Consider the following 16,406-nt stretch of genomic DNA (forward strand, 5'->3'; position numbering starts at 1 on the left):
AGACGATGTTAGGAATTGATGCTCTTGATATTGCTGTTATTTTAGCGGATGCCGAAGTCATCGAGGCTGCTTTTCATGATTTAATGGCGCGTTCACAGCTAGTTCCTCTTATGGAAGAAAATAAAAATGTCGCAAAATTGGTAAGAAATCAACTCGATAAATGGAAAAGGAAAGTCACTCAAACGGTTACAAATGTTGCACCATCACCTGATTTGCAAACAGAATTGGCGCTATACCAACAAGTGATTCATTGGCAGGAAGATGAATTTTTAGAACGTTCAGATGATTTATTGAGACAGTTAAAATCAATCTCACCATTTTATCCCAAAGCATATCGTTTGCTGTCTGAATCCGACTCTAAATTAAATCCTATGCTGCCGCACTATTTCTGCCATCAATGGTATCAAAATATTCTTGAAGCGGTAAAGAAGGTGCAGCAAGATGCTTTAGAAGACGAGAAGGCGGATCAGCTAGAAGATTTATACCAGCGTATAGATACCTTAAAAAATATGGATAAAGTCGATCCTGATATAAATAATGGTGCTATTACGGGGCGTTTATGGGATATGTCTTCAGCCACTCTTTCTAAATCGGATTGGTCGGTAATGAAAGAGCAGGCCGATTTTTTGAAGAAGCACCCTAAGCTACAAGATATTGCGGAGAGTTTAGGCCGAATGGCGAAAGATGATATCGATCCTGAACAACCCAAACATTATGCTCAAGGGATCCAATATCAAGATGAAGTTTCAGAACAAGCTACCGATGATATTGTCGGTATTCATGAAAGTGATGATCTCAATAAACTCCTACCGAATGAAACGCTATTTTTAGCTTATCCCGAACTTGAAGTTGTATTCTATAAACATCTCATTGATAAACGATTAATGAATTATAAAATGCAAGGTAAAGTGCGCAAGGTTAGAAAAGTACAAGCTCAAGAACCTATACCAAGTACAGCTGAAGATGATACCGGACCATTTATTATTTGTGTGGATGCATCGGGTTCTATGAGAGGCTTTCCTGAGCAGTGCGTGAAGGCGATTGCGTTTGCTTTAATGCAAATAGCTCTGGCTGAAGAGCGCGATTGCTTTGTAGTCTTATTTTCAACGGATTATGTTACCTATGAATTGACCAGACCTGATGGCTTGAGAGAAGCGAGTGATTTTTTATCTTATACTTTTCATGGTGGTACAGATTTAGCTCCCGCGATTACTGCGGCTCTAGCTCAAATGGAGAGCGATAAATATACCAATGCTGACTTGGTGGTTTTGTCCGATTTTATTGCCCCAAAACAGTCGAAAGATATGACCGCTCATGTAGATAAACTTAAATTAAATAAAAATCGCTTTCATGCTATTAGTTTGTCTAAATATGCAAATCCAGAGTTAATGAATATTTTTGACCATCATTGGGCTTATGTTCCAACGGTAGGGCAGCGCTTTGTGAAACAAAAGTAGGTATTAACTTCGTATTACTTGCTGCTTTTACCGTCGCTTTGTTTGTAATACCACCGCTTGAGTATGCTTTTTAATCGGTTGAATCAAAAAAACAAAATTTATTGTTGACTCATTTTGTCAGTCGAGTAAAGTACACCTCGTTCCCACAGAAGAGATTACTAAGCATCTACTGTGAGATAAAAATTTAAATGGTATTGCAATAGCGATATCAAGATGGTGTCTTAACTTTTCAGTTAGGCGCATCGCAATAAGAATTGCGTGCCCTGGTGGTGGAATTGGTAGACACAAGGGATTTAAAATCCCTCGGCGTTCGCGCTGTGCCGGTTCAAGTCCGGCCCGGGGCACCATCTATAACGAAGGCTTACCATTTATGGTGAGCCTTTTTTATTGCCAAAAAATTATCATATTATGACTTCAATTGCTCTAACCTCTAACCCAGTCTTTAGTGTATATGATTTATTTTCTTATGTTATTTGTTAGATATTGCATAGTTAATACTGGAAAAATGCATATCTACACTATAATAAAATCAATACTTTGTTTGACTAACATCAATTTATGTCACTAGTGTGTCAAAATGTTAAATTAATAAAATTATTTAACCTATTGTTTTTTAATTATTTTATTGGTTTCGAATACACTTGTACGCTCGAAAGTGTTTGCACAGTTTTGTGAAGTGATTCAAAATTATAGGTAATTTAACAACTGGTAAGAGTTGTGATAGATAAAAAGGGCAAAGACTCATTATGAAAGTCGTTGATATTATAAAACACAAAACAGATTCGCTAGCGAAGCATCAGTTTGATTTAAAAGAATTGATGTCACCAGTATTAAGAGCTTACTGGACTGATTTTATTAATAGAGCGAATTCTCAACAAATTTTCCCTTGGCTTAAAGAGCACCAGAAACCTGCGATTAATGAAGAAATCGCTCCTGTTGCTGTACCTGAAATTGATCTTTCTGAAGATGCTGAAGCTCTTTATATAGAGCTAAGTGCAAAAGTTGGCCAAGAGCTTCATGTGGGAGATTGGTTGTCGGTTGATCAAGATCGTATTAATGCATTTGGTCAAGTGACGGAAGATATGCAATGGATTCATACTGACGCAGATCGTGCATCAGAAGAGTCACCTTTTAAAACCACCATTGCACATGGCTTTTTAACGTTATCATTATTGTCTCGCTTGACCGATAGTGTCGATGAGAAAAACCCTCCATTTCCTACTGCGAAAATGACAGTTAATGTAGGGTTAAATGAAGTGCGTTTTCCATATCCAGTCAAGGCGGGAAATAAAGTTCGTGCTCGCAGTAAACTATTAAAGGTGACAGCGATTAAACGTGGCTTAGAGATTGAGCGTGAAGTTAAAGTCGAGATTGATGGCATTCGTCGCCCAGGCTGCGTAGTTGTTTCAGTGGTTCGCTTATATTTTTAAACTGCAATAACATACTATTTTAATAGCGCTGATTAATCTCAGCGCTTTTTTATTTTTATCCTAACCAAGAAATACGAGGTTACCGATGGCAAGAACGGCTGCAGCACTACATATTTTGGTTAAGCATGAGTCTCAAGCACAAGATATCTTAGCCCAACTTAAAAAAGGCGCTAAATTTCAAGTCTTGGCAAAAAAATATTCAACCTGCCCATCAGGAAAAAAAGGTGGTGATCTTGGAGAATTTCAAAAAGGTGCAATGGTACCTGCTTTCGATAAAGCCTGTTTTTCTGGTGAGATTCTGACGCCACAATTAGTCAAAACAAAGTTTGGATGGCATGTCGTCAAGGTACTTTATAGAACATAAATACTTTTCAGTTAAAATATAATGGGCTCATATTATTAAATTGACTTCAGTTTAATAATTGAGCCTTTTCTATTTCGGTTATCGATCGTCAAAGAAATCTTTGTTACGAATATATTTACTCATTAAATGATAAGAAAATGGTCGAAAAACCCAACTGAATAGTGACAATACGAAACGAATTAAGGTAGAGGTGTTTTCATGGATTTTTCCATTATATAACCATAGCATTCGCCCTGTATGCCAATAAAGAAAAGGCAAAGGCGGAAGAAAAGTGACAATATCGATATCACAACAAATTCGAAATGTTTTTTTCGGTAGAAGATAACGTTGCCTAAAAGACCAACCACCGACTGCTGGTTGCCCAAAAGTGACGACACGCTTGATACTATTTGGGTATTTATGCTCAAAATAATCTGCAAGAACCAAGCTAATAGCCCCTCCAGATGAATGTCCCGTAACGGTGATCTTTTTATCATTAATTATATGAGGTATTAATATTGCTTCTAAGCGTTCAATAACATTACTACCGAGTTTATCTAATCTATGAGCTGGTGTACTTTCTTGGTGAAGCAAATAATAAAAGCCAGCGTGAATTGAATATTTTAAACCTAGCGTTTTTGTACATGAGCGCTGCCAGCATGCAAAGTTAATAAGCCAATCTGAAAAACTATGCGAGCCTTTAATCACCACGATCACCTCACTATGGTCATCATGCCACAGTATTCGCATAAGAGTGCGTCCCTTTGCATTTTTTACAATACGCTGCCCACTAGGCGAAAAACCATAATTGGTGTGTTTAAACACTCTGAGATATGCAAGGCGGCAAAGTACGGCATAACGTTCATATTGATAGCGCTTTAAAGTTTTCAAATATTATACAAAGCAAATCGAGTTATATTGAAATAATGGCATGGTGTAATGACATTTTCGTTACGTAGTGATAACGAAGACCGATATTACTTAGCAGTTTTTATATTTAACCAGCGTTTAATTTTTTGTCGGCGCAGGGACAGTAAAATAAAGCTAATTATCAAATAAATAATTGGCTCAACAACGCCAGACTTAACAGACCAGTAGTAATGAATCGGAGCAAGAATCGCGGCAATATAAACCCAGTTATGCAACTGTTGCCACTTCTTCCCGAGTTTTCTTTGCATTGATTGTGTTGACGTCAAAGTGAGTAAAAATAGAATTATCCATACTAGTGCCCCGACAACAAGGTAGGGGCGTTTGATTATTTCGCTACCTAATAACTGCCATTCTAGCGCTAAATCTAACCATGCGAAGCTGCTTAAATGTAGAAATGCCCATGCAAAACTATAAACGCCAAGCAAGCGACGCACTCTTACTAATGCACCTAATTTGAGCTTTTGTACTATTGGTGTGACAAGTAGAGTGATAAGTAAGCTATTAATTGCGGCTTTACCTGTAAAGTGGATGATTGGCTCGACCGGATCGGCGCCTAAATATCCATTAGTCACAGCAAAAAATAGCCATACAAATGCAAAAATATGCCCAAGGTGTATGACAATTTTGATCAATATCGTATGTTTGGGAGTTAATGTCATACGTACCTTCTGTTTAATAGTTTTTCTTTAAATCTAGATTTTTATAAAGTGAAGCGACTTGTTCACCATAACCGTTAAACATCAAGGTATCTTGTCGACGTGAACTGAATAAACTCCCCTCACCGATAAAGCGCTCACTTGCTTGGCTCCATCTTGGATGGTCAACATTTGGGTTCACATTGGCGTAAAAACCATATTCATTTGAAGCCAATAAATTCCATGTTGTAGGCGGGCGTTGCTCTAATAGATGTATTTTAACAATTGATTTAATGCCTTTAAAACCATATTTCCATGGAACTATCAAGCGTAGTGGGGCTCCATTTTGTGGCGCTAACGTTTTTCCATATAAACCAACTGTCATCAATGCCAAAGGGTTCATCGCTTCTTCTATCGTGAGGCCTTCTACATAAGGGTAATCAATACCACCACCAACAGAGTATGACTTTTGTCCTGGCATGCGCTCTGGATCGTAAAGCGTTTCAAATGCGACATATTTAGCCTTGCTCGTTGGTTGGACGAGCTTAAGGAGGCTGGCTAGAGTAAATCCAAGCCATGGCACATTCATTGACCACGCTTCAACACATCGATGACGATAGATCCGCTCTTCAATGGACATATTTTTCATAATATCGTCAATATCCAGAGTAACTGGTTTTGAGACTTCACCAGTAATTTCTATTGTCCAGGGACGAGTTTTAAATCCTTTTGATAGTTCAGCAGGTTGGCCTTTACTTGAACCAAACTCATAAAAATTATTGTAGGTTAGCACTTTTGATTCCGGCGTTAATTCCAAGCCTTGAGTCGATAAAGGAGAGGCAGTACCTTTAAGTGGTTGGCGAGGATCCACATCAGGAGCTGAGTCTTTCTTTGCTGAAAAAACATCAAACAACCCAGCTTGTGCATTAGAAGCAAGCGGTGTTATGGCAGCAGCAAGGCCAAGCTTCTTCACAATATCTCGTCGTTGTTTATAGATTGTTTCTGGTGTTGATTGGTTTTCTTTGAGTTGCCACGAAAGAACATTTTTTATTAACATAACAAGTTCCTTTTTTCATAACGTTTTAATTACATTGTTTTAGCAATACGAATCAAGTGATAGTTAAGACCAGTCAATTTAAGATTTTATTTCAACTGGTTGTGATTAATTTACATTTGAATACAAATGTTACATTTATTAATAAGTGCTTTTGATATTCCAGCGCTATGATGAGAAGGTTTTAATAGATGAACAGCCGTGGTAGCCGATGAAAAGTAATGTGAAAAGATATAACAAAATTGCAAAAGTGAACCATTGGGTTGCAGCTTTGGTGATTATTGGTTTGTTTACTTCCGGCTTATGGATGGTGGACTTAGATTATTATAGTGCTTGGTATCAAGATGCTCCCCATTGGCATAAATCGATAGGTTTATTACTCTCTGCTTTAACTATGTTTAGAGTTATATGGAGGCTATTAACGGCATCACCCGCTATTGACGGGACTCCGTTTGAAAAGATTGCCGCTAAAGTTGCTCATGGCTTAATGTACTTACTTATGTTTAGTATCTTCATTTCGGGCTATTTAATTTCAACTTCTGATGGGAGAGGAATCGATATTTTTGATTGGTTTACTGTGCCATCTCTTGGTGCATTGTTTGAAGACCAATCGGATATTTCTGGTTTGCTTCATTATTATTTTGCTTGTGTGCTCATTGCGTTAGCTGCAGTACATGCTGTTGCTTCATTAAAACACCACTTTATTAATAAAGACGATACCCTACGAAAAATGACAGGAGTTATAAAATGATCAAAACAGGAATTAGAAAACATCTAACAGCGGTAGGCTTATGTGCCATCATGGTTGCGCCTATGAGTGCGATTGCTGCAGATTATGCTATTGACACAAAAGGAGCCCATGCTTCGGTAAACTTCCGTGTTAGCCATTTAGGTTATAGCTTCACCCAAGGTCGTTTTAATACTTTTGATGGGACATTTTCTTACGATCCGAGCAATGTTTCAGCGTCTACAGTGAATGTTGTCGTTGATACTAGCAGTATAGATTCTAATCAAGCCGATCGTGATAAACATATTCGTAGCGATGACTTCTTAGATGCGAGTAAATTCCCGAAAGCCACATTTACAAGTACAAAAGTAACAGATAAAGGCGATGGAAAATTAGCCGTTGATGGAACTTTGGATCTACATGGAAAGAAAATGCCAATAACAATTGATGCTGAGTTTATTGGCGGTGGTAATGACCCATGGGGTAAAGAGAGAGCTGGGTTTAAAGGCACGACTCGTCTGGAATTAAAAGATTTTGGTATTAAAGTCATGGCGGGTGCTAGTTATGTTGATTTAGATCTTTATGTTGAAGGTATCAAGCAATAGTTGGTATCTAAATCGTAATTGATATCTAAAAAATCGTTGCTTATTTAATATTTAACTAAGCAACTAAGCAACTAAGCGGCAATTGAATTTTACCGCTGATTTAAAGGCTCCCTATGTGAATTTGGGAGCCTATTTTATTCCCAATTACTCATCATCATAAATAGTTGGAATCGGTTGGCGCTTATGTTGTGTCTTATTATAAATACTCACTAAAAGATCAGATGCATCTTTGGATACTGGCTTACCTTCTAGAAAATCATCAATTTGATCATAAGTTAGGCCTAATGCTGCTTCATCTGCTTTTTGTGGATCGAGTTCTTCTAGATCCGCTGTTGGAACTTTCTTCACTAATAATTCTGGGGCTCCTAACTGCGCCGCAACTTGACGAACTTGTCGCTTATTTAAGCCAAATAGGGGAGCAAGATCGCATGCGCCATCCCCAAATTTGGTATAAAAACCAGTAATATTTTCGGCAGAGTGATCCGTTCCTAATACTAAGCCTCCTACATAACCTGCAACTTCGTACTGGGCTATCATACGAGCCCGTGCTTTTACATTCCCTTTCACAAAATCTAATTTCTCAGCTTTGGTTGGAAGTAATCCAGTATGCTTAAGTGCTTGGTGTGTAGCGCTATTCATCCCATCGACACCGGCTTTGATATTAACCGAGATAGAATGTGTTGGTTGAATAAACGAGAGAGCTAATTGCGCTTCTTCTTCATCTTTTTGCTCACCATAAGGGAGACGAACCGCAATAAATTGATAATCGTTTGTTGATAATTCTTGATTCAATTGATTGATCGCTAACTGAGCTAAACGACCACAAGTGGTGGAGTCAACGCCACCGCTAATCCCTAATATTAATGCTTTACAACCAGATGCTTGAAGACGATTTTTGATAAATGAAATCCGACGAGCGATTTCAAATTGTGCATCAATAGATGGTTGTACGCGCATTTCTTGGCGAATGTGTTGCTCCATGATGATCCCTTATTACCAGCAAATTTAAGTCGTTTTAATCATATACTCAAAAGGGTTAGGGTTTCCAGTTCGAATCAACGCTTTTCGGTGGTAAACTTGAGATTAATACATTGAATTATTGTTTATAGGGAAATCAACATGGCTACCATAGCGGTATTTGGCAGTGCATTTAATCCACCGAGTTTGGGGCATCAATCGGTCATTTCATCATTAATGCATTTTGACCAAATATTGTTAGTGCCCAGTATTGCTCATGCCTGGGGAAAGTCCATGTTGGAGTTTGATGTCCGCTGTCAGATGGTAGAGAGATTTATTGCAGATATGGCATTCACCAAAGTTAAACTATCGCGTATTGAAAATCAGCTTTATCAAGACAATAAGGATTCTGTAACGACTTTTGAGGTGCTTTGTGCTTTACAAGAAATGCATCCAGACGCTGAACTGACGTTTGTTTTGGGGCCAGATAATTTTTTAAGTTTCTCTAAGTTTTATAAATACGATGAAATTATTCAGCGTTGGTCTGTGCTAGCGTGTCCTGAAAAATTAGCCGTACGAAGCAGTGATATTCGCCAAAACTGTAGCCAAAATGTAAATATTGAACACTTAACTACCGCGTCAGTTCAGAAATTTATTGAGAGTAATCAACTTTATAAGGCTTGATTAGCAATTAAGCGACAAAGTTGATCTGCCTGAGCCTCATTGCCTGAAAATAGGGTATTAATAATAACAGAACGATGTTTTCCTGACTGCTGCATTTTGAAGGCTTCTCTAACCTTTAGTGCAACTTGTATTTGGTGATGTTCAGTTTTATCTTTGAAGCTTTGTAATACGCTTGTGTGATTATCATTAAGATGTGGTGTTTTTTCTTTTTGATATTCATTTGATGTTATTTCGTCAATAAAAACGGAATATAAAGCCTTTAACGCAGTATCATTTGGTGAAAAATGGAGATGGCAAAGCTTATTTACGATAGCGTTGATAAGTTCTGAACCGCGTAGTAAACCCGCTTGATAGGGATAGTTTCTCTGGGATCGGATAGATATCTCTATTTCAGTCACGTTTGTATTTGGTAAATAGCTTATCGCAACCAAGCAATCTATTGGTAGCCATAGAGTTTGTCCGGTTGTAAATATATATTCTTCTTTCCCCAAACGAACAATGATGTTGCCTTGTTCAATATAAATGAGTCGATGTTTGGTAGTTTTTTTTCTAGCCGTGCTGACAAGAAATGGATATTGGGTACGAGTGTGAGAGGTGAGATAATTCATGTGCAGAGTTCAGACTTCTAGTAAGAGAGGCTAAGATTAGCGTTTTCTTAAACCTGATGCCAATTTTTGTGGTTAAAATATCAAAAAACCATACTAAAAAGGTCGAAGATAGCAAAACTGAGCTATCTTCTTATTCACTATTGGCGCTAATTCAGGTACTTTACGTCTCCAGTTTAAGCTTTGCATAGTTGTGTTAGTGGTTACCTAAAAAGATAGGGTGAAGTTGTCGAACTAACTACAATTTTGTGCAAATTACGTTTTATTCATAACAGCAGTAAATAATGAGTATTGATAACGATCCGTATAAAGAAATTCGTCCTTATAATGATGATGAGATCCCTGCCGCGTTAGATCGGCTAATTAATGATGCTGATTTTATTAATGCCATCATTAAGTATCGGTTTTCGCATAAATCAGCTTGGTTTAAGCAATTGGTCTCGCCAATTATCAAGTTTTATCTCAAGTTAAAATGGTCGAAGCTAAAAAGTGTTGATGATATTCAATTTGAAGTGAAAAATTTTATGGGATCAACGTTAGATAAAACATCTAATGGGGTCACCTATACTGGATTAGAAAATCTAGATCCAAACCAAGCATACTTATTTGTCTCTAATCACCGTGATATTGCTATGGACCCAGCACTTGTTAACTGGGGCTTATATAATGCGGGTCATCGAACAATGAGAATTGCAATTGGTGATAATTTATTAAAAATGCCTTGTGCAACTGAAATGATGAAGCTAAACAAAAGCTTTATTGTTAAACGTTCAGCGAAAGGCCCACGTGAGATGATGAAAACATTGGGCCAGCTTTCGGCCTATATCAAGCATTCTTTAGATACAAATAATTCGATTTGGATTGCTCAACGTGAAGGGCGAGCTAAAGATGGTAATGATATGACGGAGCCTGCAATCTTAAAGATGTTCCATGTTGAAGGTCGTCGTCAAAAAATACCATTTTCAGATTATGTAAAGTCGTTGAAAATTGTGCCGGTATCTATTTCTTATGAAAATGATCCACTTGATGTAGCAAAAGCCAACGAATTGTACCAAATGGAAACTAATGGTCATTATCAAAAAACAGAGTTTGAAGATATTGAAAGCATTGTGACTGGTATTATTGGGGATAAAGGGCGAGTTCATGTAAGCTTTGGTGACGTTGTCACTGGCGATTTCGAAGCCCCTGATTTATTAGCTCAAGAGATCGACCGACAAATTCACAATCTGTATAGATTGTACCCGATTAATCTTTTGGCAGCAGGTCACAAGAGCGATTCAATTACAGATGAAACAAAGGCAACATTGGCGGCGAAATTGCGTCAATTACCAGAAAATGCACAGACGAAATTAATCGAGATGTATGCTAATCCTGTTTTTAAGAAGAAGTAACTTAACTCGATTTTAAAATAAAAAAGCAATCCAATTCAATGGATTGCTTTTTAATATGGTCAACAGTTCAGTTACCTAAGCTTTATATGTATCGGACATATATGTATCACATCGAGCTTACTGCGGCTAAATCGTGTTGCGGTTCAACATCTAATCCCCAATCCATAATATTTTGATTTTCCGCTAATGGATAAACGAATCGTTGCGTTAAGTGGTTGATAATTTTGCCTGCTCGCCAAGCCGCTAGGCTGAGTTGAGGCTCGGCGATACCGTGATTATGCGTGCCAGAATTCACAATGTAGATGTGATTGGTTTGCATGCCTTTCCACTGTAAACAGTAATCTGAGCTTAATATGAGGGGATTATGTTGATCGGTGATCATCAAGTGTTTTAAGTTGTCAAAACAAGCTGGTAAGTCGTGGGTAAATCCGGTACAAAGAATAACGACATCAGCTTGAATAATATCCACAGTTTGGTTCAGCCCATGCTGGATTTCTAGTTGATATACTCCATTTCTGTACTGACTTCCCATTAAGCTTTGATGAGGTTTAATTGCCCACCATTTAGTATTTCTGAGTACATATTTGTCGTGATATAGGCTTTGGTAGATATTTTGTAAACAATCAGAGGTGACACCGTCACTTGAAAGCTTTTGATGAGTAATTTCTTGCTGCTTACTCTTTTGATCAAGTGGATAGAAGTTATTGACATAATCAGGCATGAAATATTGGTCAGTGAAGCAACCTTCATCTAATTGTTCGATGTTAGGACGACGAGTGATCCATTCAATGTGTGCCGGTTTGCCAAAGTGCTTATCAAAGGTATGTTGGAAAATATCTGCACCAGTTTGACCTCCACCAATAATAGCGACTCGTTTTCCCGTGAGATCCGGCGCACGTAAAGCCAGTTCGCTAGCGTGGAAGCAGGTGCTAGATAATTGGCCTTTTATGCACTCAGGCACGTAAGGCTGCATTCCCGTTCCAATGATTAAATGCTCGCTAGTGAAGGTGTCATTTTCTGAGCTAACGGTAAATTGGCCGTCTTTATACTCAACATTTTTCACGTTGCAATCGAACTGTGCATTGGGCAGTTGATGAGCAGTCCATGCTAAATAATCTGAGAACTCTAAGCGTGAAATTACCGACTGGCCAGAGGCGCAGAAAGGGTAGAATTTTTGCTGAGTCACCAAGTAATTTAAAAAACTGTATTGGCTAGTGGGATCGATAGCGGTTACCAAGTCCTTTAAAAAGGATGTTTGCATTTTAGCATCGCTTAAAAGTAAACCTGGGTGCCAACTAAAAGAGGGTTTACGTTCTAAGAATAGAGTACTCAATTGAGTTTTTTCTTGATCTGCCAATGCGGCAATACTCAAGTTGAAAGGGCCTAAGCCGATGCCGATACAGTCTAACATTGGGTCTAGTTTCTGTGGTGTAGTCATCATCTTTTCCTTTAGATTTGAGGTTTTAGAACAGTACGCGGTTAAAAAAGTCGCCACGTTCGCATTGTAATAAGGCGGCACGTTTATGAGGGAAATCAAATTCGAATTGTTTTTTCATCCCAATACGTTCGGTTATTTTTACCACGCGGTGATTCTTGGCATTGGGTTCACCAACGGCTCTCATGGTTTGTGCTTCATCTAAAAAGCAGTAATGTAAAATGGATTTCCCCCAAGCATCGAAAAAGGTGCCGCCGCGATAATCAAAGTTACCCGCGAGAATATGCACTCCACGATCAAAATCTTGGCATTCGTAATATGGTCCAAGGCGGTCTTCTGGTGCCCAATACACTTCAAAATATCCAAAAGCGACGCCATCAAACTCACCAATTACCGCAAATTGGTGCGGATCTTGTGCCATCTTCTGTAGGTACTCTCGGTGCATAGAAAGGCTGCCTTTTAGCTCCCAAACAGGGTGGATTTGTGAGTGATTGTGCCATTGGTTAAAAATTTGCAAATCACGCTCAATATCTACCGTTCTAAATGATAGATTACGTTTTAAGTGGTAACAGTAGCGTTGAAAAACTTGGCCCACGGGTTTATCGGGGCGTGTCGGGTGGGAAATACCATTGGCAGCGATCTGGGTTGAACTGGATATGTCGCTGATACTTTGGTTAGCGTTGGATTGGCTAGACCGACTTTGGCTTTCATGTGCTTGATGCCAGATAGGTGCCACTTGTAAAAAAATCACTCGCGACATTTTGTTATCGCTTAAGTGTGGTTTGGCAAATTCAGGCCATTGATTGCTTGAAATATCAGTATCGTTATAAAGATAAAAAGCGTGTTCTAGGGCGCTCCACCACATCAATGTATCACTAAATTCTGCATCTAAATGCGTACCACTAAGATGGCGAATAACATCAAATTCACCTTTATTAATGCCATGTTCATAAAGGCGGTAACGTTGATGCACTTGTTCGCCATCATCTAAATGGCTTAAGGTTTCAATGCACACATTGCGTTGCTGTCGCGAGTGAGAAGGTTGTAAAGAGCGTGACGAGCCTGATGCTTGAGTAAGAGGCAGTGGTTTATGTATACGAGGTTTTGGCTCAGAGTCATAAAATGGATTCGAAATCTGGCAGTAAATCTGACTTGGATCGTCTAAGGTGGCTTCGTTTAAATCGGATAAGAAACAGAAGAAGTTCCGCTTCCAGTGTAAAGTTGGCGACGATAACAAGTAGTCATAAAAACTTGGATCTTTTGGGTGAGCTTGACGCAAGGCTGAAAAACTATGCTGACAAACTGTCCATAATGAACGTTCATCTAATTGGTGATCGGCGCAAATAGCCGTAATGGTATTGAGTAAACTATTGCCTATTAAGTAATAAGCCAAATAAGGATTAACTTGATCTTGCGACACAAAATACTCAGGTTGCTGACCATCAAATAAATCTGAAAAACGAGTGAGAGTGATATCAGTGAGAGCGATGCCTTGGCAATCACGGTATTTCATACCTGTAGGCAGATTGTCTTTAATATCTAACAAAATATTTTGTTGGTGAGCTAATAAAATGATGCCGTAATCACTACGAGCAATACATAGCGGCGCAATGACATTGTCCATAAAGCAAGATAACCATTGATGTGCCGCTTGTTGCAAACTGATATTTTCTGCGTTGGCGTAGGCTTTTACCCAATCCCCAATTTGGCTGTGATTATTGATGTTCTGATTCACGCTCGCCAACAAATACGAACTTTTTTTGTTATTTGATTTAAAGAAAACGTTATCTCGTAAACACACCAAAGGAAGATCTAAGCATTCACCTTCGAGAGATTTTATTGATGCCCACATTGGTTCTTGTAGGAACTCCGTATTTGGCATGCGTTGCAGCATTTCTTTGCCTGCATTGGTTTGCAATAATTGACTAAATTGTACCCCACGTTTGACTTCTTTTTCTGTGAGAAGTCGAAGTGAATTGGTCAGTTTTACGGGTAAAGAAACTTTCAGCATCCAAGCTAAGTTTGGGTGATAAATTGCTCGGCTAGATGATGTTGCTGTCCAACCTTGCGTGGCAATTTTACAATCGATAACATGTTTGCTGAGATCAGTATCATGCTGACTTCTACGCCATGCTTGTGCTTGTAATGGATGCATTGGGAGTGCTAACCAACCTTGTTCAATTAAAGTGGGCAATGGCATTTCAGCTTTACCATCAAGATTAAGATTTTTGCGTAATAATTGTTTGAAAGTGTAGTAAAGCGCTTGTGTATCACCTTGAGCATTTTTTTGTGTTGCGACAAATTTAGGATCAACAGCAAACCATTCAATTGCAAACATCTGCCCATATTCTGGCAAATAAGCATGTTGCTCCTCAATCGTCAGTGGCTCACAACTTTTGGGAGCAGGGTGCATGCTATGGCCACCAATTAATGCTTGTTCTGATTGAATAAAAGCGTCTATTGGGTTTGTGTTTTGTCTAGACATGAGCGATTCATAAGCCGCTTTTACATAACGGTTTGACTCGCCAACACGGTTAAAGAATCGATCGCGTTTTTCATCCTTCACTCGTGGGAAGTAATGATCAACGATGTGTTGAATAGAGGCTGAAAATTCAATACGGTCAGTTTGTGAAAGTGAATCAGTGATAGCGTTACGACAAAGGTAAATGTCACCTTTATAACGATGTCTACCAAGGTGAGATTGGTAGCTTAACGGCAAAGCAAGTTGCTTCTCTCCTAATGGAATAAATAATGTGCGGTGATGGAGCTGGCAAGAATCTGTTTCCATTGAAAAGCTGTTAAAAAAGCTTTGTAAGCTGAGATCGTGATGGAGTGAAGATGGCTGTTCAAGTGACATGACATTTCCTTATTAAAAATCGGTATTGAGTGGATAAAATTATTACGTTAAATGTTAGCTTTGACTCAAGCTGCGCGAAGGAGCTAAAAGCCTATGTTTACGTCTGAGTTGAATCGTACAAATGAGTAATATGGCGATGCTGAGGAGTAATAAATATTCAATATTCCAATGCAAATATAAAAATAATGAGGCGAAACCAGTACCGATTAAATGACCAGAAGAGTGGGATTGCGCCAATAATCCACTGAGTTGACTGGTGTTATTCTTACTTTCTTGGATGGATAGAAGTTGTTTTGAATACCAAGCAGGCAACGTTGATAGTGCGATAGTTAAAGTGATACTTAATGCCACTAAAGCGCTTAAATGATGTTCGGTGAAAATAAGTAGTGCTGCGGTGACAAGTAATGACCAAAAGATACTATGCCAAGTGATGTTGGAAAAATTAACGACATGGGGGATAAGCCAGAGTTGGTTTATTACCATCAATAAGCTGATCCCTAGCATTAGCATGGCAAGATAATGAGAAATATTTTGGTCATTGAAACCCAATTGAGCTAGATATGGGATCAACATCAATTGATAAACTGCGACTAACATGGTGGTTAAACATGCGGTTATAAACGTTAATTGGTGTTGTTTGGCCAATTGCCATGATGAGGTTTTGTCTGTGGTTTTATGTGAAACTTGTTGATGATCGGTCAGAGTTAGTGAGTCTTTTACAAACCATTTAATCAACAACAAGCTCGTTAATACCGGAATGAGAGTGAGTAATAACACGGTGGGTAACGTGAGAGGCAAGAAGACTAGCGTGGGGCCAAGCAATCGACCTAATGTTGCCATACCACTTAGTTGCGATAATTTATTGAGTGCAGGCGGTTGTTTATGTGCAAGATGAGTTTGTCCAATCGGCATGAACGCACTGCTAAATAACCCTAAGCCAAATCGGCTTAATGCGGCTAACCATAACTGTGGTTCAGATACGTGAAATAGAGCGCTGATGAATAAAACGTGGCAAATAATATAGCCTAAGGAAGCAACAAAATAGGCTTGCAGCAAACTTGTTTTATGGAGATATTTTCCCCACAAACCAGATCCAATCCAATAACTGACTAAATTCACATTGATGGCAATGGCAATCAAACCAAGATTGTTACTCTGAGCATCGACATCGAAAAGCATCGCAATTTGAGGCAACAACGCAATCAAGAGTGTTTGGTTGACGCCTAATGTTAATAATGAACCGAATAACCACATAATTTAATCTTCAAATGATAATGCGAATAATTATCATTATAT

The 16,406-nt window shown here is 38.6% G+C and carries 15 protein-coding genes and 1 tRNA gene; 8 read left to right on the forward strand and 8 right to left on the reverse strand.

Annotation, left to right across the window (positions count from 1 at the left end):
• Nucleotides 1-5 precede the first annotated feature (5 nt).
• The 4 genes from viaA (at nucleotide 6) to ppiC (ending at nucleotide 3,251) form a co-directional block, all read left to right on the forward strand.
• Nucleotides 6-1,457 (forward strand): ATPase RavA stimulator ViaA, encoded by a 1,452-nt coding sequence (gene viaA / locus HC725_RS09625; protein ID WP_190331608.1) that lies wholly within the window; start codon nucleotides 6-8, stop codon nucleotides 1,455-1,457.
• A 260-nt stretch (nucleotides 1,458-1,717) separates the two neighbouring features.
• Nucleotides 1,718-1,804 (forward strand) — tRNA-Leu (locus HC725_RS09630).
• A 399-nt stretch (nucleotides 1,805-2,203) separates the two neighbouring features.
• On the forward strand, nucleotides 2,204-2,887 hold the full coding sequence (locus tag HC725_RS09635) for a MaoC family dehydratase (RefSeq protein ID WP_190331609.1): 684 nt from the start codon (nucleotides 2,204-2,206) through the stop codon (nucleotides 2,885-2,887).
• Between the two features lie 85 nt (nucleotides 2,888-2,972).
• Complete coding sequence (gene ppiC, locus HC725_RS09640; RefSeq protein WP_190331610.1) at nucleotides 2,973-3,251, forward strand: peptidylprolyl isomerase PpiC; 279 nt, start codon at nucleotides 2,973-2,975, stop codon at nucleotides 3,249-3,251.
• 78 nt (nucleotides 3,252-3,329) lie between these two features.
• Here ppiC and HC725_RS09645 read toward each other — a convergent pair whose 3' ends face one another.
• From HC725_RS09645 to msrP, 3 genes are all read right to left on the reverse strand, one after another.
• Nucleotides 3,330-4,121 (reverse strand): lipase family protein, encoded by a 792-nt coding sequence (locus tag HC725_RS09645; protein WP_190331611.1) that lies wholly within the window; start codon nucleotides 4,119-4,121, stop codon nucleotides 3,330-3,332.
• A gap of 86 nt (nucleotides 4,122-4,207) precedes the next feature.
• On the reverse strand, nucleotides 4,208-4,819 hold the full coding sequence (msrQ, locus tag HC725_RS09650; protein WP_190331612.1) for a protein-methionine-sulfoxide reductase heme-binding subunit MsrQ: 612 nt from the start codon (nucleotides 4,817-4,819) through the stop codon (nucleotides 4,208-4,210).
• A 13-nt stretch (nucleotides 4,820-4,832) separates the two neighbouring features.
• A complete protein-coding gene (gene msrP / locus HC725_RS09655; RefSeq protein WP_190331613.1) occupies nucleotides 4,833-5,852 on the reverse strand; it encodes a protein-methionine-sulfoxide reductase catalytic subunit MsrP in 1,020 nt (339 codons plus the stop codon).
• Between the two features lie 208 nt (nucleotides 5,853-6,060).
• On the opposite strand from msrP, the gene HC725_RS09660 reads away from it, so the two are divergent.
• Together HC725_RS09660 and HC725_RS09665 are read left to right on the forward strand one after the other, a co-directional pair.
• The gene (locus tag HC725_RS09660; RefSeq protein ID WP_190331614.1) at nucleotides 6,061-6,600 is read left to right on the forward strand and encodes a cytochrome b; all 540 of its coding nucleotides are present in this window, start codon (nucleotides 6,061-6,063) and stop codon (nucleotides 6,598-6,600) included.
• Between the two features lie 11 nt (nucleotides 6,601-6,611).
• On the forward strand, nucleotides 6,612-7,181 hold the full coding sequence (locus tag HC725_RS09665) for a YceI family protein (protein WP_190331655.1): 570 nt from the start codon (nucleotides 6,612-6,614) through the stop codon (nucleotides 7,179-7,181).
• A 144-nt stretch (nucleotides 7,182-7,325) separates the two neighbouring features.
• On the opposite strand, the gene nadE is transcribed toward HC725_RS09665, so the two are convergent.
• Nucleotides 7,326-8,162 (reverse strand): ammonia-dependent NAD(+) synthetase, encoded by an 837-nt coding sequence (gene nadE, locus HC725_RS09670; protein ID WP_190331615.1) that lies wholly within the window; start codon nucleotides 8,160-8,162, stop codon nucleotides 7,326-7,328.
• A gap of 138 nt (nucleotides 8,163-8,300) precedes the next feature.
• Between nadE and HC725_RS09675 the strand changes: the two genes are divergently transcribed.
• Nucleotides 8,301-8,822: a nicotinate-nicotinamide nucleotide adenylyltransferase gene (locus HC725_RS09675; protein ID WP_190331616.1), complete on the forward strand. Its 522-nt coding sequence runs from the start codon at nucleotides 8,301-8,303 to the stop codon at nucleotides 8,820-8,822.
• Here the strand turns inward: HC725_RS09675 and HC725_RS09680 are convergent.
• Nucleotides 8,810-9,430 carry a hypothetical protein gene (locus tag HC725_RS09680; RefSeq protein WP_190331617.1) on the reverse strand — a complete coding sequence of 207 codons (621 nt, stop codon included), beginning with the start codon at nucleotides 9,428-9,430 and terminating at the stop codon, nucleotides 8,810-8,812. The two genes, HC725_RS09675 and HC725_RS09680, sit on opposite strands and share 13 nt — an antisense overlap.
• 281 nt (nucleotides 9,431-9,711) lie before the next feature.
• Between HC725_RS09680 and HC725_RS09685 the strand changes: the two genes are divergently transcribed.
• Nucleotides 9,712-10,818, forward strand: coding sequence for a 1-acyl-sn-glycerol-3-phosphate acyltransferase (locus tag HC725_RS09685; RefSeq protein ID WP_190331618.1), 1,107 nt, complete (start codon nucleotides 9,712-9,714; stop codon nucleotides 10,816-10,818).
• A 106-nt stretch (nucleotides 10,819-10,924) separates the two neighbouring features.
• On the opposite strand, the gene HC725_RS09690 is transcribed toward HC725_RS09685, so the two are convergent.
• From HC725_RS09690 to HC725_RS09700, 3 genes are read right to left on the reverse strand one after another with little or no spacing between them, the layout of a single operon-like run.
• Entirely contained in the window at nucleotides 10,925-12,259 is a 1,335-nt protein-coding gene (locus tag HC725_RS09690; protein ID WP_203219074.1) for a lysine N(6)-hydroxylase/L-ornithine N(5)-oxygenase family protein, read from the reverse strand.
• Nucleotides 12,260-12,281: 22 nt separating this feature from the next.
• Nucleotides 12,282-15,110, reverse strand: a complete 2,829-nt coding sequence (locus HC725_RS09695; protein WP_190331619.1) for a GNAT family N-acetyltransferase — start codon at nucleotides 15,108-15,110, stop codon at nucleotides 12,282-12,284.
• Nucleotides 15,111-15,164: 54 nt separating this feature from the next.
• The gene (locus HC725_RS09700) at nucleotides 15,165-16,364 is read right to left on the reverse strand and encodes an MFS transporter (RefSeq protein WP_190331620.1); all 1,200 of its coding nucleotides are present in this window, start codon (nucleotides 16,362-16,364) and stop codon (nucleotides 15,165-15,167) included.
• Nucleotides 16,365-16,406 lie beyond the last annotated feature (42 nt).

Origin of the sequence: Vibrio sp. S17_S38 (genome assembly GCF_014694375.1) — a bacterium.
Lineage (GTDB): Bacteria > Pseudomonadota > Gammaproteobacteria > Enterobacterales > Vibrionaceae > Vibrio.